The sequence below is a fragment of the Gallaecimonas mangrovi genome (genome assembly GCF_003367375.1).
In the GTDB taxonomy this organism is placed as follows: Bacteria; Pseudomonadota; Gammaproteobacteria; order Enterobacterales; family Gallaecimonadaceae; genus Gallaecimonas; species Gallaecimonas mangrovi.
Genome location: NZ_CP031416.1, coordinates 499705 through 515664, shown reverse-complemented (window position 1 = coordinate 515664; position 15960 = coordinate 499705). Strand labels below are relative to the sequence as shown.

Genomic DNA, 15960 nt, shown 5'->3' with positions numbered 1-15960 from the left:
CATTTGGCGGGCTTTTTTTAGGCCAAGGCCTGGGCTAAATCGGCTATCAGGTCGTCGGCGTCTTCAACACCGATACTCAGGCGCACCAAGTTGTCATTAACGCCGGCATCTTGTCTGGCCTGCTCGCTCATTGCTGCATGGGTGGTACTGGCCGGATGGCAAGCCAAACTTTCTAAATCGCCAAGGCTCACCGCTTGCGTAAAGAGTTGTAATTTATCAAGAAAGTCAGCACAACGCTCGAAGCCGCCTGCCAGTTCAAGGCTTATCATGCCGCCAAAACCGCGGCTAATTTGCGTAAGAACGGCATGGCCAGGATCGCTGGCAAGCCCTGGGTAAATCACCTTACTGACAGCCGGGTGGCTGCTTAAAAACATCGCCACTTGCTCGGCATTACTCAAATGCGCTTGCATGCGAAGCGCCAGCGTCTTCACGCCCCGCTGTAACAGGTAGGCTTCCTGCGGCCCAATAGGTGAACCAATGTGTTTAAGGGCAACGGTGCGCACCTTAGCCATTAACGCTTCGCCCCCCGCCACCACACCGGCAATGATATCGCCGTGGCCACCAAGATATTTGGTGGCGCTGTGCATCACCAAATCAATGCCCAGCGCTAACGGCTGCAGTAAGTACGGGGTCAAAAAGGTGTTATCGCAAACGCTAATGGCGCCAACCTTTTTGGCGGCCTGCACCACCTTACGCGGATCGGTGACTTTGAGGTTGGGGTTGGTTAGCGTTTCAAACAGCACCAATTTGGTATTGGCACTGATGTTGTTCAGCAGCGCCTCATCGGAGCTATAGCGGCGGACCTTAATACCGGCGCGCACCAGGGTTTGCTGTAAAAAGGCATCGGTACCACCGTAGAGCGGGTCAACAAAAGCCACCTCGTCACCACTGTCGAGCAAGGCATAAAGAATGGATGACACCGCCGCCATACCTGAGGCCAGCACCATGGCGCTTTGCGCCCCTTCCAACACCGCAAGTTTTGCTTCTAACTCAGCGGTTGTCGGGTTGGCAAAGCGGCTGTAAATAAAACCGGGATTTTGGCCAGCAAAACGGGCACGACCTTCCTCGGCGCTAAAGTAACTGAAGGTACTGCTCTGCACTACCGCTGTGGTCAAGGCACCGGTATGGGGGTCAGGTTGCTGGCCAGCATGGACACTCAGGGTTTTAAATTTCATGGCTTTTCTCTCATGGCACAGCCAGGCAGCACCAGCCCAGACACACCGTGTTTTCTGGATTTAGCCAAGATTATCTGCGCAGTCGCCAAGCTAACGAAGCCACCAAGACGTGTAGCCTTCTTGAAAAAAGACTTGCATCATTCAATTACAAGTGTAATCAATAAATAAATTACAAATGTAATCGAGGTGCAAATGGACAAGATCACCGACACCGAATTTGAAGTGTTAGAAGCGCTTTGGGAAGCGTCACCGGCCTCTGCCAATGAGGTGGTTGAGCGATTAAACCAAGCGAAAAGCTGGCACGAAAAAACGGTAAAAACCCTGCTAAACCGCCTGGTTAAAAAGCAATGTGTGGGTTTTGATAAAGAGCAGCGCCGCTATCTTTATTACCCCCTCATTGACCGCCAGCATTATGTGCAGCAGCAAAGTAAGGGGCTACTGGATAAGTTGTTCGATGGTCGCCTTAGCCCCCTGGTTGCTGGCTTTGCCAAAACCAAAGAGCTGAGCCGCGACGATATCAATTCGCTCAAGCAACTGATTGAGAAATGGGAGCAAGACCATGACTAATTGGCTGCTCACACAAAGTCTGCCGCTTAGTCTGGTACTGGCAGCACTACTGCTGGCCGGGCCGGTACTACAGCGCTTTAGCGGTGCGGTCAGCCGTTACCGGCTATGGCTGGTTGCCCCGGCCACTTTGGGGGTGTGCCAGTTAGCTTCTTTGTTTACAACACTGCCCACGGCGCATCTTCAGCACTATTGGATACAAGGCAGCCAGCACTTGGGAGAGGCTTTTCCCACACCGTTCCACTTTCCCTGGCTAGCACTCTGGGGCTTGGGCTTTACGCTGCTGGCCGCCGTTGGTCTTGTAAGTCATTGGCGCTTTGCAAAAAGCCACCTTGTCAGCTTTGTTACCACCGAAATACCTCTTCCCAAAAGCTTAAGCGTTCTGAGCTGTGAAGGGTTAAGCAGCCCACTGCTTAGCGGGCCTTTCCCTACCCGTTTGCTATTGCCTGCTGATTTTCAAAAGCGCTACAGCCCAGCCGAACAGCGTTTAATACTCAGCCACGAGCTCTGTCACTGGCAGCGCGGCGACCTGTGGTGGAACCTGCTAGCGCTCGCCGTATTACTGCTGTTTTGGTTTAACCCGCTTTGCTGGCTTGCCTACCGGCGCTACCGGCGAGACCAAGAACTGGCCTGCGACCAAGCGGTATTGGCCAACTCAGGGAAAGCAACACGTCTGGCTTATGGCAAAGCCTTACTGAAAAGCCTCGAGGGCCGCCACTATCAGGGCCCCACTTTACTCAACTACATCGATAAGGACAGCATGATGGAACGACTGATACAGCTTCAAAAAATCACCTTCGCCCCCCGTTGGCATAAGGCTGTGGTTGCCTTGTTTGGCCTGGTGCTCAGCGGCGGCGTCGCCCTGGCGGCACAAGACAATAGCTCCGAGCCCATCCAAAAGGAACAACCTCGCTACCCGGTGAAAGCAGCGAAAAACGGCACCACCGGTTTTGTGGTGATCAACATGGACATCACCCCAGAGGGCCTGGTGGCAAACCCTAGAGTTGTGCAATCAGAGCCGAATGGCGTTTTCGATAAGTCCGCCCTCAGAGCCATTGCTAAATGGCACTACAAACCCAGTGCTACAGGCCAAAAAAACGTGCAGGTGAAACTGGAATTTGCCATGGATAAGGACGCCAAAACCACGTCCGCCAACGCCCGTCCCTAGCAAATGGTTGCTAGCCGCTAACCACAAAGGCAGCGCTAAGCGCTGCCTTCTTTTTTGTTCACAATGAAGAGATGTCAGGATGAAAAAAGCCTGCTGGCCATGCTTTGGCTGCCGTTTTTCTGCGGCTGCGCAGTGAAAAGCGAGGTGCTTATCTACCCCGTGGCAACCTCTGCGCCCTATCTCAGCCAAACGCTGAATGCGCTTCATAAAAAGGGCTTTAAAACCACAGTGTTGCACGGCTCTGTACCCACCGCCACGAGCCAAACCGTGCTGGTGGCTGGCCCCGGTAAAGACGCCGAGCACGACATTGCGCCGCTGCGCCAAGTACTTGCCAAACTTGGCCAACCCTTGGTGTTGGTCTATCACCGCCACCTTGGCAACCATTTCTACTCGCCAAAACACATCGGCCTTTACTTGTTTGAGCCTGACAGCACCACCAAAAGTGCGCCAGCCTTAACCGGCTATCGCTATCACAGCCGTGATTGCAGCGGCCAGTATGTACTGACCTTAGCCAATAACGGCCATTGGCAGCTTAGTGGCCAATTTCCCGCTCCTATCCGGGGCGACTGGCAGCAACAGGGCGAGGCTCTTACCCTTTTCTACGATGATAAAACCATCCGCTTTACCTTTAGCCGCCAGCTTTTTATCAGCAGCCAACAGCAGGAAGTTACCCTTAAAGAAACAGCGAACACCCTATCAGCCTGGCCAGAACGCTGTCAGTTTTACCTTCGCCAAGCACTTAGTAACTAAGAGAATATTTCCCTGCCAAAGCCAGCCGCCTGAGTCATTTTTGGCTAATGTCTAAAGATAAAAACGCCAAAAAATGGGGGAAGCTATGGGGCAGTTGCTAGGCAAAGTCACAGCAGCGGCACTTTTACTGGGTGGCTGTCATTGGTGGTTAGCGCAGCCATGGGTTACCGCATTATTAGGCGCGGTGTTAGTGGCGGCCTTTAGTTGGCCAAAAAAGGCTGCCACCGATGCTGTAACGCCTTTACCCAGCATTGACCCGGTAAAAATCACTAAGGCCACTACGCAAATTGCCATTGAGTCGGCCAATGCCTCGCATTTTGTTGACGGCATAAAAAGTCACCTTGGCCAACAAAACAGCCAAGTGTCTGAAATTTTAAACCGGGTTGAGAGCCTTGAAACCTCGGCAACGGCCATGGAACAAGGTGCCAGCGACACCTTAAAGCAGGTAGATAATGCCGCCCACGCTTCAACCCTTGGCCAGCAACAAATGCAGCGCTTGAATGACGCCCGCAAGCAGCAATACCAAAAGCTGTCGGTGGCTCAGCAACAAGTTGACCAACTCAGGCAGCAATCGGATTCCATTAAGGGCATTACCCAGGCGATAGAACAAGTTGCAGAACAAACCAACATGCTGGCGCTCAATGCAGCCATTGAAGCGGCCCGGGCTGGCGAGCAAGGGCGCGGCTTCGCCGTTGTGGCAGATGAAGTGCGCCGCCTGGCACAACAAACCCGGGAATCGACGCAAAATATCGACAAACTGCTGGGGGCCATGGTCGAGCAAACCCTGGGCGTAACCCAGGCCATGGATGCGTTGATGGATGTTGACGCCACCATGACCGAACTCATTGCCGACGCTAATGGTCAGTTACAGCAGGTCAATGCCCTGATGGATAACGCCCGGCAAAGTTCTCAGCACATGGCGCAACTGCAAAACGACTTTCAACATGCCAATAGCGGCATTAGTGGCAATGTGGAAGATCTGCACCAGTCGATGGGGGCAATAGAGCACGCCATTGGTGAAGCCTCATTACGTATTCTGGAGCTCAGTGGGCACACCGAAGGTATTTTCGTTGCCCTTCGCCACGGCCTAGTCAATGACAGGCACAGCACTATGGTCAGCGCCGCCGAACAAGGTGCCCAAGCCATTGCCGACACCTTAGACAAGGCCATTGGCGAGGGTAAGATCACCGAGCAGCAACTCTTTAGCTTTAAATACCAGCCGATTGCCAACACGCAGCCACAAAAGTACTCAAGCTCCTTCGACAAACTCACCGACCAGCTTTTTCCAAGCATTCAAGAACCGCTGTTGGCCAAGCTGGAGGGCGCCATTTTTGCCGGTGCGGTGGACATTAATGGCTACTTTCCAACCCACAACAAAAAATTTAGCCAGCCGCTGACCGGCGATCCGAAAAAGGACGTGGCCGGTAACAGAACCAAGCGCATCTTTGACGACAGAACCGGCAAGCGCTGCGGCAGCCATACCGAACCTTTCTTACTGCAAACCTACAAGCGGGATACCGGTGAAGTGATGCACGACATTTCAGTGCCAATTTACGTGCGTGGCCGCCACTGGGGCGGTTTTCGCATTGGTTACCACAGCAATTAAAGATAAAACCGCTTAGCAAACAACTGTGTACCCACCGGTTAAGGGAGCGTAGTCTGGGTCAATCTGGCTGAGGAGGTAACCGCCATGAAACCCGATGTGTTTGTGTTTAGTCGCCTAAGCGACGAGCACCTTGCTGAACTCAAAGCCCGCTACAACGTCACTGTGCTGGACCCAAAAGGCGACATTGAAGCGCAGTACGCCAAAGCCTTACCCACCGCCAAAGGCATGATTGGTGTTGGCCGCAAGCTTGGGCCAACCCAACTCGCGCAGGCGAAGAACCTTAAGGTAATTAGCTCGATATCAGTAGGGTATGACAACTACGACCTGCCCTACCTCACCAAGCGCGGCATTATGCTCACCAACACCCCCGATGTGTTGACCGAAACCACCGCTGATTTGGGCTTTACGCTACTGATGAGCGCGGCGCGGCGGGTACCAGAACTGGATGCCTGGACCAAAAACGGTAACTGGCAGCGCACCCTAAGCCCTGACCTTTTCGGCGTTGATATTCACCATAAAACCCTGGGTATTGTCGGTATGGGCCGCATAGGCGCCGCCATTGCTCGGCGCGGGCACTTTGGCTTTAACATGCCGGTACTCTATACCGCCAACAGCCCAAAACCCGAACTGGAAGCCGAACTGAATGCCCGCTACTGCCTGCTTGACACTTTGTTGGCGCAAGCCGATTTCGTGGTGCTCGTGGTTCCGCTTGGGCCACAAACTCGCCAACTGATTGGCAAAGCCCAACTGGCGCAGATGAAAGCCGACGCTATTCTGATCAATGTGGCGCGTGGCGCTGTGGTTGACGAAGCGGCCTTGATTGAATCCCTCCAAACCCAGCAAATCCGCGCCGCAGGCTTGGACGTTTATGAACGTGAGCCCTTAGCCGAGTCACCGTTATTTGCACTGCCTAACGTGGTAACACTGCCGCATATTGGTTCTGCCACCGCCCAAACCCGTAACGCTATGGCGCGGCTGGCAATGGATAACTTCCACCAAGCCATGGCTGGCGAAAAGCCGCAAAGTCTGGTGAATACGGAGCTCTGGTCATAAGGTTGTCATTAATCGATTGCGATGATAGAAACCCTTGCCACGACATGGCTATTGGGCTGTGTCAGAATGCGTGGCAACTGATTCATTCACAAGGAATTGCCTAAAACGTTTAATCGAATTACCCGAACACAACGATTTAATTTAAGAATTTAAATCGATTATTGTTTCGCGGTAGGATAGAGGCTGTTTTAGGGAATCTTTCATTCACGACATTTTATCGAGGAGTCGACATGTCAGTATCTATCAACACTGAAATCAAGCCTTTTAAAGCAACTGCTTTTAAAGACGGTAAATTTGTAGACATCACTGAAGCCGACGTTAAAGGCAAATGGGCTGTATTCTTCTTCTACCCTGCCGACTTCACTTTCGTTTGCCCAACCGAGCTTGGCGACGTGGCTGACCACTACGAAGAGCTGCAAAAACTGGGCGTTGAAGTATTCTCTGTGTCCACCGACACCCACTTCACCCACAAAGCTTGGCACGACAGCTCTGACACCATCAGCAAAATCAACTACTACATGGTAGGCGACCAAACTGCCACCATCACCAGCAACTTTGGTGTGCTGCGTGAAGGCCAAGGCCTGGCTGACCGTGCCACTTTCATCATCGATCCAGAAGGCATTATCCAAGCCGCTGAGATCACTGCTGAAGGCATCGGCCGTGACGCTTCTGACCTGCTGCGCAAAATCAAAGCGGCTCAATACGTAGCCTCGCACCCAGGCGAAGTTTGCCCTGCTAAATGGAAAGAAGGTGAAGCTACTCTGGCTCCTTCTCTGGACCTGGTCGGTAAGATCTAAGTCCCTTTATGAAACCCGGCCCGCTGAGGTGTTTTAACGCACACCCGGTTGGCGGGCCGGGTTTTTTACGCCCAAAATTCACCTTTACTGCATAGGACACGCATCATGTTAGACGTTAATTTGAAGAAACAATTGGACACCTACCTGCAGAACATCAAGCAGCCAATCGACGTTAGCGTGTCCGCAGACAACAGCCCCAAGGGTCAAGAACTCAAAGAGCTGGTCAGCGAAATTGCGGACATGTCCAGCCAAATTGCGCTGATTGAAGCCGAGGCTAAACGTACCCCCAGCATGAGTGTGGCGCCGAAAGGCCAAACACCGCGGGTACATTTTGCCGGCATTCCCATGGGCCACGAATTTACGTCGCTGGTGCTGGCACTGTTGCAAGCCGGTGGCCACCCGTCTAAAGCTGACCCGGCCCTGCTGGAGCAAATCAAAAACATCAAGGGCGAGTTTCATTTCGAAACCTATATTTCCCTGTCTTGCCACAACTGCCCGGATGTGGTGCAGGCACTGAACTTGATGGCGAACCTCAACCCCAACATCACCCACGTGATGATTGACGGTGCCCTGTTCCAAGATGAAGTCGACGAACGCCAAGTTATGGCAGTGCCATCTGTTTATTTAAACGGTGAGCACTTTGGCCAAGGCCGCATGACCTTGGAAGAAATTGTCGCCAAAATTGATACCGGCGCCGCGGAAGAAAAAGCCGCAGCCCTGAGTGAAAAAGCAACCTACGACGTGCTGGTTGTCGGTGGTGGCCCAGCTGGCGCAGCCGCTGCCATTTATGCTGCCCGTAAAGGCATTCGCACCGGCTTGGTAGCGGAGCGTTTCGGTGGCCAAGTGATGGACACCATGGGCATTGAAAACTTTATTTCCGTGCCTTATACCGAAGGTCCAAAATTGGCCGCCAGCCTGGAAGCGCACGTTAAAGAATACGGCGTTGATATTATTTCCGGCCAGCGGGTGGCTAATGTCAGCCGTGACAACGAAGTACAAGTCGCGCTGGAAAGCGGGGCCATCCTTAAAGGCCGCAGTGTAGTGCTGGCCACCGGTGCGCGCTGGCGTCCACTGGGCGTACCCGGTGAAGAGCAGTACAAAACCAAAGGTGTGGCCTACTGCCCGCACTGCGACGGCCCCTTCTTTAAAGGCAAAAAAGTGGCTGTTATAGGTGGCGGTAACTCCGGCATTGAAGCGGCTATCGATTTGGCCGGTATCGTTGAGCACGTTACCGTGCTGGAATTTGCCGACAAACTGCGCGCCGACGAAGTGCTGGTGAAAAAAGCCAATTCCCTGAGCAATGTCGACATTATCGTCAATGCCCAAACCACCGAAGTCTTGGGCGATGGCAGCAAGGTTAATGGCCTGACGTACACCGACCGTGTCAGCGGTGACAGCAAAAAACTGGACTTGGCCGGTGTCTTTGTACAGATAGGCTTGGTGCCCAACACCGAGTTCCTGAAGGAAAGCGAGATTGAGCTGACCCGTTTTGGTGAAGTGATCATTGACGCTAAAGGGGCTACCTCGCTGCCCGGCGTTTTTGCCGCGGGCGACGCAACTACCGTGCCTTACAAGCAGATCATTATCTCCATGGGTGCTGGCGCCACTGCTGCCCTGAGTGCCTTTGATTACCTCATTCGTAGCGAATAAGCCTTCGCTCGCCGTTAAAAAAGCCGCCATTAAGGCGGCTTTTTTATGGCGAAATTACACAAGCCAGCGCTTGATATTGCCAAAGCTGGCAACACCAATTTGCAGCAGCGTCAGCACCAGCACAAAAGCCGGCATGGCAAGGGCCGCTTTGCCCATTTCGGTCAGGCCATCGGTTAGATAAAAGGTGTAGAACTGCTGCACCAACACCCCAATAAGCGACACCATATAACAGCGCATCGCCCAGCGTTTACCCAGCATCATCGCACCGGCCCCTAATAAACCGGCAAAGCCTGCCACCCCAAAGGCCAGCAATGACCACCAAGGCTCGTTTTGATAAAGCGCCTCTTGCCCTGAGGCCAATTTGGCGGTGCTGGGCTGGGCAATAAAATGCATGATAAAGGTGGTTGCTACCAAGAGGTTCCACATCACCATGACCCAGGCAAAAACAACGAACCACAGTGGTTTGTAGGTAGCATCTGTTTGCATTTTCATCTCCATCCGGGCGCAGAGCCAGGCTTTGCTTTATCAAAAAAACATCTGCGACGATAATGGCAAACTCGCAGGCGCCATACCCTTATCCAGATCATGAAGTTGTCGTTAAAAAAGCCGTATTTTGATTTTTGCCAGCGTCAGGACTTTGTTGCCGACCCCGCACAGCTAGCCGCCATTGATGCTTTCGACGCGTTGCTAAAGAAACTGGACAAGAAAAAGGCAACAGCTAACGGCTTATACCTGTGGGGAGACGTGGGCCGCGGCAAAACCATGTTGATGGATTTGTTTTTTCAAATCTTGCCAGAGCCACGTAAACGGCGGCTGCATTTCAATCACTTTATGAAATGGCTTTATGGCGAAATGAAGGCCGAGGCAAACCGCCCCGATGCCCTGGCCTATATTGCAAAAAGCCTAAGACAGCGCTGTAGGGTGCTGTGTTTCGATGAGTTTTTTATCACCGATATAGGTGATGCCATGCTCATTCAGCGCTTACTGCACTTTTTGTTTGCCGAAGGCGTGGTGCTCGTTATCACATCCAACAAAGCCCCAGGGGAATTGTTCCAAAATCACTTTCAGCGCGACCGTTTCGCCCCGGGTATTGCCCTTATCAAGCAGCATTGCCAAGTGCTGCACCTTGATGGCCAGCAAGACCATCGCCAGCGCCCGCTCGACAGTGTGCAAACCTGTTTTTGTCACGGTGAACAAGACTTCGCGGCGCTCTTTGCCAAGTTAGCACCGGCGCCAAGCATGGAGGCCCTAACATTGGGTGGGCAGCCCCTCGCAAGCCTGGGCCATGGCGCTAAAATCGGTTGGTTTTCCTTTGAGGCGCTATGCAACCAGCCCTTTTCAGCGCAAGACTACATTGAACTTGCCAATCGCTTTGAGGTGCTGCTGATAAGCCAGGTGCCTTACTTGGGTGGTAGTGCCCGCGACTGGCTGAAAAGCCAAGGGCCAGCTTTTACTGAGCCGTTTCCCGCCTGGCCCCACCATGCCTTGGGCGATGACCCGGCCAGGCGGTTATTAAACTTGGTGGATGAATGCTACGACCGGCGCCTGACGCTGTATTTGGAAACCCTGGCGCCGCTAAACGAGCTCTACCGGGGAGGCGTACTGGCCTTTGAATACCAGCGCACCCTAAGCCGGCTTACCGAAATGCAGTCGGCGCAGTATCTGCGGCAATAAAGACGTAACCAAGGTATGATCCCAGGGTCTCTTTATTACCAAATGCCATGACCTTATCACCCCTTCAGCGCTATCAGGCCCAACTCAACACCCCCGGTTTTGCTGCCGATGCGGCGCAAGCGGCGGCAGCAAAGGCGCTCGAAACACTCTACCAGCAGCTAAAAGAGGGCAGCGCTAGCAAGGGGCTTTATCTTTGGGGTGATGTGGGCCGCGGCAAAACCATGTTGATGGACTGGTTTTATGACGCCCTGCCCCCAGCGCAAACTCGCCGCCAGCACTTTCACCACTTTATGAAGTGGCTGCATCAGCAGCTTAACCTGCACAGTGGCCAGCAAGAGCCGCTGGCAGCCATTGCCAGCGAGCTTAGCCGCAGCTGTAAGGTATTGTGCTTTGATGAGTTTTTTGTTTCAGACATCGGCGATGCCATGCTCATTCGCCGCCTGTTTGAGAGCCTTTTTGCTAAGGGCCTGGTGCTGGTGGCTACCTCTAATGTGGCTATCGATAACCTGTTCCAGCAGGCCCTGCAGCGAGAACGCTTTTTACCGGGTATTGCCTTACTGAAACACCATTGCCAAGCGCTGCATTTAGAGGGCGGTGCCGACCATCGCTTGCGCCACCTGTCGGTAATAAAAACCTGTTTTCGCCCGGGCGAAGAGGATTTTACGGAGCTATTTTCTCGCCTTGAGCCAAGGCCTCAGCAGCGCCAGCATGTGCAGCTTTGCGGCCGTACCTTAGACGCGATTAAGTGCGGTGAACAAACGGTGTGGATGGACTTTCAGGTACTGTGCAATGGCCCGCGTTCAGCCCTTGATTACATCGATTTGGCCAGCCAGTTTCGCCAGGTATTAGTCACTGGCGTGCCCTTACTCGGCGGCCGCGCCCATGAATGGATCAAGGCCCGCGGCACCGAAGATGGCGTTGTTGCCACCGAAACCGGCGAGCGGCACATTATTTATGCCGAAGGGGACGACCCGGCGCGGCGTTTTATCAGCTTGGTCGACGAGCTGTATGACCAAGGCGTAGCGCTGTATTTGGAAACGCAACTACCGCCAGCCGAACTCTACCAAGGCGATACCCTTAATTTTGAGTATCGCCGCACCCTAAGCCGGCTAACCGAAATGCAGTCTGCCCAATACTTAGAGAATGGCCTGGCTTAAACCGGGCCCGTCATCCAAGAGCTTTTTCACCGCCGTTAGCGCTTCTTCCAGCAAAGCATGACTTGCCGGCTGGCTGATGGAAAGTCGTACCCCTTGGGGTGGCGCAAAGCGGCCAATGGCATAGTCTTCACCGGTACGAAGCTTAACCCCCATTTCTAGCGCCGCCCGGGCAAAGTCATTAGCCCGCCAGGGCTCCGGCAGTGCCAGCCAGCAATTAAAACTGCTGGCATCACCTTGCAGCAAACCCGGCCCTAAAATGCGCTCGCAAAGGCGGCGACGCGCCCGCATTTCTTCGCTTAGCCAGGTTTCTAAACGCTGCATTTGGCCGTCGCTAAGCCAACGGCTCACCAATTCAAGCTGCCAGGATGACACCGTCCACACCGAGGCGCGCAGGCAAAACAGCAAGCGCTGGCGAAGTTTAGCGTCAAACAGTAAAAAACCAACCCGCAGGCTACCGCTATAACGCTTTGAAAAACTGGAAATAAAAACGGTTATATCCGGTGCCAAACTGAAAAATGCCGGTGGCTTGTTAGCGGGATCAACAAACTGCACATCGTCTTCTACCACCCACACGTCAAAGCGGCGGCAAAGGGCAACAATGGCTTGGCGCCGCGCTTTGGGCATGGTCACGCAACTGGGATTTTGCAGATTGGCCGTCAGATACAGCACCCGTGGCCGGTATTGGCGGCAGGCTGCTTCTAGTGCTTCAGGTACAAGACCTTCACTGTCCATGGCCAGCCCAACCGCCTTGAGCCCCTGGCGCTCGCAAGCCATACGAATACCGGGAAACGACATTCCCTCGCAAAGCACGGTGTCGCCCACTTCGCATAAGGCTTCGAGAGTCACCGAGATGCCGTGTTGGCCACCGCAGGTCAGCAGCAGCTGTTCATCACTCACTGGCAATCCCTGCGCATCGTTTAGCCAACGCAAAAAGGCTTGGCGCTGATGGCCAAGGCCATTGTCTTGTGGGTAGGGCAAACATTGGTAAAGGCAATGACTGTCTTTGGCCAAAGATTGCATGGCTTCGCTCATCATCTGTGCCTGCGGTCCCAAAGGAGCCATGGCGCCATCCAGAGCCAAAGGCCCGCCCGCAGGAACAATCGGCACCGGCTGGTCGGGGCCTTTCACATAGGTGCCACTGCCCACTCTGGCTTCTAACTGGCCACGGCGACGCCCCTCGTCATAGGCGCGGGTAACGGTGCCCACCGTTACCTTGAGTCTGTCTGCTAACTGCCGCTGCGGTGGCAGCTTTGCCCCCACCACGAGTTCGCCGCTGGCAATGGCAGCAGCAATAGCGTCGGCTAAGGCCAGGTATTTGGGGCCGTTAAAAGGGCTGAGGTCGGGCGTCCAGATTGTCACCATAACAATAAAATTGTTGCCATACAAAACAGAACAATTGCATGATTTTGACAGAGCCAAACCGTAAATGCCAGCCGGAGGGAAGATGTGGACACATAAGGGTGACGTATTACTCAGTGACGACAACGCCATGATGCAGTTGGATGTGATCCACGGTTTTCTCAGCCAGTGCTATTGGTCGGCAGGGATCTCTCGCCAACAGGTTGCCAGCGCCATGGCCGGTTCATACTGCTTTGGGCTCTTTAAAGGAGCAGAGCAAATTGCCTTTGGCCGCTTAATAACTGACTACGCGACCTTTGCCTACCTTGCCGACGTATTCGTTTTGCCCAGTCAGCGTAAAAAAGGCCTCGCCAAATGGATGCTAGCCGAGGTTTTTGCGCAGCCTTGGGCACTGGAGCTGAGGCGCATTTTACTGGCCACACGCGATGCGCACAGCTTGTACCAGCAGTTGGGCTTTAAGGCGCCAACCTCGCCGCAAAACCTGCTGGAGGTGCATCGGCTCAACATTTACCAAAATTGCACCCATACAATAAAGGAAGCACCATGACCCATGAACTTATCGCCAGCTTTGGGGCCGCTTTGGTGTTTACCTTAGCGGCCACCGGCACCCCTGGCCCCAACAACATGCTGCTAACCGCCAGCGGCGCCCAGTTTGGCCTGAAAAAAAGTCTGCCCTTTTGGCTTGGCATTCGTATTGGCACCAGTGCCATGTTACTGGGCGTGGCGGCGGGCCTCGGTGAGCTATTAAACCGCTACCCGAACGTGCACCTGGTGTTGCAGGTGGTTGCTGCCATATACCTTTTGTATTTGGCCTGGAAAATAAGCAAGGCCACCCTAGGCAAGACAACAGCACAACAGCAGCCCCTTGGCGTCATTGGTGCCACTTTGTTTCAGTTTTTAAACCCGAAGATTTGGGCTACCAGTCTGGCCTCGGTGAGTGCCTTTAGCTTGCCTGGGGACAGTTACTGGCCGTCAATCCTGTTGCTGGTATTAGCCTGGAATCTCACCGGCTCGCTGATGAACATGATGTGGATAGCCTTTGGCGTCAGTATTAGCAAACTGCTTCACAGCGCCCGTCGCCAACAGTGGTTTGCTCGCGGTATGGGCGGGTTAACGGCCGCGACGGTGGTGTTGATCTTTTGGTAGTAAAAACGGGCCTAAAGGCCCGTTTTTTAGCTTTTAGGTGCGCTGCACTCACTGTAAGCATGCTGGTAGGAACTACCAAAACAGCTGACGAAGGCATCGACCTTGTCGATATAAAGGGGCCATTTTAAGTCACTGTCTTTGGCCACCTTGCCGGCTGGCAAGTAACCTTTAGGCCTTGGCAGGGCCATCATTTCCTTACGGTCTTTAAGTAGCTGCGGCTTGTTGTTTTGCAAAAAAGCCACTGTGGCATCGACATAGAGATTCCAGCCGAAAGGGTCGGCTTTGGGGTGCTTGGCTTGCTTGAACAGGGCCACGGCCTTGTCATTTTGGCCAACCATGGCACGCATTTGGGCTTCGTGCCAAGCCAGGGTAATTGACTTGGAATGGTGCGCCTTACGGTAAGCCTCGATAAGATCAGCGGCCGCTTCCCGGCACTTGGGTTGGCGCGCCAACACCCGCCAACCTGCTTGAAGACTCTGGTCAAAATGCTTTTCGTCCAAAGACAATTCTTTCTTGGTATTGACCTGACAGGCCGCGGAAGAAGCCATTACGGGTAAAGACAATAGGGATGTCAGGGTCGCCAACGTCATGACGCCCAGCGCCAAAGCGAATTTTTTCATCAAAAACCTTCACTCAGCCGAGGGACGGCTGCCAGTGCTTAAAGTGAAATACGGTGCCTTTTGGCACATTAAAAGTAACCGTTGTGCCGCAAGAAAGTACATGCTTACCCGGTGTAATGGCAACCCGCTCTCCAAAACCATGCACCCAAGGGGAACCGTCAAACAGCAGGGGTTTACAACGCCCCTCGTTGGCATCGGTCACCAACAAATAGGTGTTATTGTCTTCGGAAAAAGACAAATTCCCATTTGCGGTTTCGGCGGTACTGTTGCATCCCGTTATCAGCAACAACACGCCCAGTATTGCTGCCGCTAGCCACAGTCGTTGCTTATGTTGCGTTTGGTACATGTTTTCTCCTGGCGCCGCCTTTTTTATTCACACAAGGCCCTTGATAGACACTCTCGGCGCCAGAGAATTCACGCTTTAGTTAAATTCTTTGACCGATGCCTAATTTACGGTAAAGCGCCGAGCATTTGCCCTAAGCCTAGCGGCGAAAAATGACGGTATTGCCATAGCCGTTAGCCTTTTTAGCCCTGGCCTTAAGCTAAAGGTGAACATTCACTTTCCATCAAACCTTTTAAAAATGTGCCCTTGGGGATTTCATTCCGTAAAAAGCCCGTTATGATGAATAAAATATAAACAACCTTTACCGATGACCGATGCGATTTTTGCTTTATCTCGTACTGCTTGTCCCTTGCTTAAGCCAAGCCATGCCGGTGGCCGACATGGTGGTGGTGCACAAATCCACCTACAGCCTGTCATTGCTCAAAAACGGTAAAGTACTGAAACGCTTTTGGATTGCCCTTGGCCCCGCACCTTACGGCCCCAAGCTCGAAGAAGGCGACCAAAGAACCCCTGAGGGGCGTTACTATTTGGATTATAAAAAGCCCGATTCCGCCTTTTATAAAGCCATTCATATCAGCTACCCCAGCGCCGCTGACATGGCCCGCGCCAAAGCCAAAGGCATTGCTAACCCTGGCGGGCGCATCATGATCCATGGCCAGCGCAACGGTTTTAACCCCCGCGTACAACCTTCTAACTGGACCAACGGCTGCATTGCCCTGCTCAATGCCGATATGGACCAACTGTGGCAGTCGGTGCGTCCGGGCACACCTATTGTTATTTACCCTTAATCACATTCGTTAAATTTGCCCACTTCAGACTTTACATAGCGTCAACATCGGCGTACCTTGCGCGCAATTGATAATAAATATCATTTAAAAACTCAATTGCATTAACTCAA

Annotated in this window: 17 protein-coding genes; 12 read left to right on the top strand and 5 right to left on the bottom strand. The window is 53.2% G+C overall.

All coding sequences use genetic code 11. The annotated features are described in order from the left end of the window. Window positions 1–17 precede the first annotated feature (17 nt). Complete coding sequence (locus tag DW350_RS02420) at window positions 18–1175, bottom strand: trans-sulfuration enzyme family protein (RefSeq protein WP_115717327.1); 1158 nt, start codon at window positions 1173–1175, stop codon at window positions 18–20. Window positions 1176–1367: 192 nt separating this feature from the next. Here DW350_RS02420 and DW350_RS02415 point away from each other — a divergent pair, with 192 nt between their 5' ends. The 7 genes from DW350_RS02415 (at window position 1368) to ahpF (ending at window position 8763) form a co-directional block, all read left to right on the top strand. After that, window positions 1368–1742, top strand: coding sequence for a BlaI/MecI/CopY family transcriptional regulator (locus DW350_RS02415; protein WP_115717326.1), 375 nt, complete (start codon window positions 1368–1370; stop codon window positions 1740–1742). Continuing rightward, the gene (locus tag DW350_RS02410; protein ID WP_115717325.1) at window positions 1735–2907 is read left to right on the top strand and encodes a M56 family metallopeptidase; all 1173 of its coding nucleotides are present in this window, start codon (window positions 1735–1737) and stop codon (window positions 2905–2907) included. The genes DW350_RS02415 and DW350_RS02410 overlap by 8 nt, the downstream gene beginning before the upstream one ends. A 63-nt stretch (window positions 2908–2970) precedes the next feature. Next, window positions 2971–3657 carry a hypothetical protein gene (locus tag DW350_RS02405; protein WP_115717324.1) on the top strand — a complete coding sequence of 229 codons (687 nt, stop codon included), beginning with the start codon at window positions 2971–2973 and terminating at the stop codon, window positions 3655–3657. An 85-nt stretch (window positions 3658–3742) separates the two neighbouring features. Then, the gene (locus DW350_RS02400) at window positions 3743–5263 is read left to right on the top strand and encodes a methyl-accepting chemotaxis protein (RefSeq protein ID WP_192954781.1); all 1521 of its coding nucleotides are present in this window, start codon (window positions 3743–3745) and stop codon (window positions 5261–5263) included. Between the two features lie 84 nt (window positions 5264–5347). Then, complete coding sequence (locus DW350_RS02395) at window positions 5348–6316, top strand: 2-hydroxyacid dehydrogenase (protein ID WP_115717322.1); 969 nt, start codon at window positions 5348–5350, stop codon at window positions 6314–6316. A gap of 230 nt (window positions 6317–6546) precedes the next feature. Beyond that, on the top strand, window positions 6547–7113 hold the full coding sequence (ahpC, locus tag DW350_RS02390; protein ID WP_115717321.1) for an alkyl hydroperoxide reductase subunit C: 567 nt from the start codon (window positions 6547–6549) through the stop codon (window positions 7111–7113). Window positions 7114–7218: 105 nt separating this feature from the next. Beyond that, window positions 7219–8763, top strand: a complete 1545-nt coding sequence (ahpF, locus tag DW350_RS02385) for an alkyl hydroperoxide reductase subunit F (protein ID WP_115717320.1) — start codon at window positions 7219–7221, stop codon at window positions 8761–8763. Between the two features lie 54 nt (window positions 8764–8817). Here the strand turns inward: ahpF and DW350_RS02380 are convergent, their stop codons facing one another. Then, window positions 8818–9249: a hypothetical protein gene (locus DW350_RS02380; RefSeq protein WP_115717319.1), complete on the bottom strand. Its 432-nt coding sequence runs from the start codon at window positions 9247–9249 to the stop codon at window positions 8818–8820. A gap of 99 nt (window positions 9250–9348) precedes the next feature. On the opposite strand from DW350_RS02380, the gene zapE (DW350_RS02375) reads away from it, so the two are divergent. Both zapE (DW350_RS02375) and zapE (DW350_RS02370) read left to right on the top strand, forming a co-directional pair. Next, window positions 9349–10437, top strand: coding sequence for a cell division protein ZapE (gene zapE, locus DW350_RS02375; RefSeq protein ID WP_115717318.1), 1089 nt, complete (start codon window positions 9349–9351; stop codon window positions 10435–10437). A gap of 47 nt (window positions 10438–10484) precedes the next feature. Beyond that, window positions 10485–11594, top strand: coding sequence for a cell division protein ZapE (gene zapE / locus DW350_RS02370; RefSeq protein ID WP_115717317.1), 1110 nt, complete (start codon window positions 10485–10487; stop codon window positions 11592–11594). On the opposite strand, the gene DW350_RS02365 is transcribed toward zapE (DW350_RS02370), so the two are convergent. Then, the gene (locus DW350_RS02365) at window positions 11574–12956 is read right to left on the bottom strand and encodes an aminotransferase-like domain-containing protein (protein ID WP_192954780.1); all 1383 of its coding nucleotides are present in this window, start codon (window positions 12954–12956) and stop codon (window positions 11574–11576) included. The two genes, zapE (DW350_RS02370) and DW350_RS02365, sit on opposite strands and share 21 nt — an antisense overlap. Window positions 12957–13038: 82 nt before the next feature. Here DW350_RS02365 and DW350_RS02360 point away from each other — a divergent pair, with 82 nt between their 5' ends. Beyond that, complete coding sequence (locus DW350_RS02360; protein ID WP_115720532.1) at window positions 13039–13500, top strand: GNAT family N-acetyltransferase; 462 nt, start codon at window positions 13039–13041, stop codon at window positions 13498–13500. Continuing rightward, a complete protein-coding gene (locus tag DW350_RS02355) occupies window positions 13497–14099 on the top strand; it encodes a LysE family translocator (protein WP_115717315.1) in 603 nt (200 codons plus the stop codon). Before DW350_RS02360 ends, DW350_RS02355 begins: the two co-directional genes overlap by 4 nt. Window positions 14100–14125: 26 nt before the next feature. On the opposite strand, the gene DW350_RS02350 is transcribed toward DW350_RS02355, so the two are convergent. Continuing rightward, window positions 14126–14719, bottom strand: coding sequence for a hypothetical protein (locus DW350_RS02350; protein ID WP_115717314.1), 594 nt, complete (start codon window positions 14717–14719; stop codon window positions 14126–14128). Window positions 14720–14732: 13 nt separating this feature from the next. Then, a complete protein-coding gene (locus DW350_RS02345; protein WP_115717313.1) occupies window positions 14733–15065 on the bottom strand; it encodes a hypothetical protein in 333 nt (110 codons plus the stop codon). Between the two features lie 311 nt (window positions 15066–15376). On the opposite strand from DW350_RS02345, the gene DW350_RS02340 reads away from it, so the two are divergent. Continuing rightward, a complete protein-coding gene (locus DW350_RS02340; RefSeq protein ID WP_115717312.1) occupies window positions 15377–15850 on the top strand; it encodes a L,D-transpeptidase family protein in 474 nt (157 codons plus the stop codon). The last annotated feature ends 110 nt before the right edge of the window (window positions 15851–15960 follow it).

Bases quoted from the DNA above. Each gene is read 5' to 3' on its own strand.
- DW350_RS02420 (WP_115717327.1), bottom strand. From the start codon at position 1,175: ATGAAATTTAAAACCCTGAGTGTCCATGCTGGCCAGCAACCTGACCCC.
- DW350_RS02380 (WP_115717319.1), bottom strand. From the start codon at position 9,249: ATGCAAACAGATGCTACCTACAAACCACTGTGGTTCGTTGTTTTTGCC.
- zapE (WP_115717317.1), top strand. From the start codon at position 10,485: ATGACCTTATCACCCCTTCAGCGCTATCAGGCCCAACTCAACACCCCC.
- ahpC (WP_115717321.1), top strand. From the start codon at position 6,547: ATGTCAGTATCTATCAACACTGAAATCAAGCCTTTTAAAGCAACTGCT.
- DW350_RS02340 (WP_115717312.1), top strand. From the start codon at position 15,377: ATGCGATTTTTGCTTTATCTCGTACTGCTTGTCCCTTGCTTAAGCCAA.
- DW350_RS02395 (WP_115717322.1), top strand. From the start codon at position 5,348: ATGAAACCCGATGTGTTTGTGTTTAGTCGCCTAAGCGACGAGCACCTT.
- DW350_RS02360 (WP_115720532.1), top strand. From the start codon at position 13,039: ATGTGGACACATAAGGGTGACGTATTACTCAGTGACGACAACGCCATG.
- zapE (WP_115717318.1), top strand. From the start codon at position 9,349: ATGAAGTTGTCGTTAAAAAAGCCGTATTTTGATTTTTGCCAGCGTCAG.
- DW350_RS02345 (WP_115717313.1), bottom strand. From the start codon at position 15,065: ATGTACCAAACGCAACATAAGCAACGACTGTGGCTAGCGGCAGCAATA.
- DW350_RS02405 (WP_115717324.1), top strand. From the start codon at position 2,971: ATGAAGAGATGTCAGGATGAAAAAAGCCTGCTGGCCATGCTTTGGCTG.
- DW350_RS02415 (WP_115717326.1), top strand. From the start codon at position 1,368: ATGGACAAGATCACCGACACCGAATTTGAAGTGTTAGAAGCGCTTTGG.
- DW350_RS02365 (WP_192954780.1), bottom strand. From the start codon at position 12,956: ATGGTGACAATCTGGACGCCCGACCTCAGCCCTTTTAACGGCCCCAAA.
- DW350_RS02350 (WP_115717314.1), bottom strand. From the start codon at position 14,719: ATGAAAAAATTCGCTTTGGCGCTGGGCGTCATGACGTTGGCGACCCTG.
- ahpF (WP_115717320.1), top strand. From the start codon at position 7,219: ATGTTAGACGTTAATTTGAAGAAACAATTGGACACCTACCTGCAGAAC.
- DW350_RS02355 (WP_115717315.1), top strand. From the start codon at position 13,497: ATGACCCATGAACTTATCGCCAGCTTTGGGGCCGCTTTGGTGTTTACC.
- DW350_RS02400 (WP_192954781.1), top strand. From the start codon at position 3,743: ATGGGGCAGTTGCTAGGCAAAGTCACAGCAGCGGCACTTTTACTGGGT.
- DW350_RS02410 (WP_115717325.1), top strand. From the start codon at position 1,735: ATGACTAATTGGCTGCTCACACAAAGTCTGCCGCTTAGTCTGGTACTG.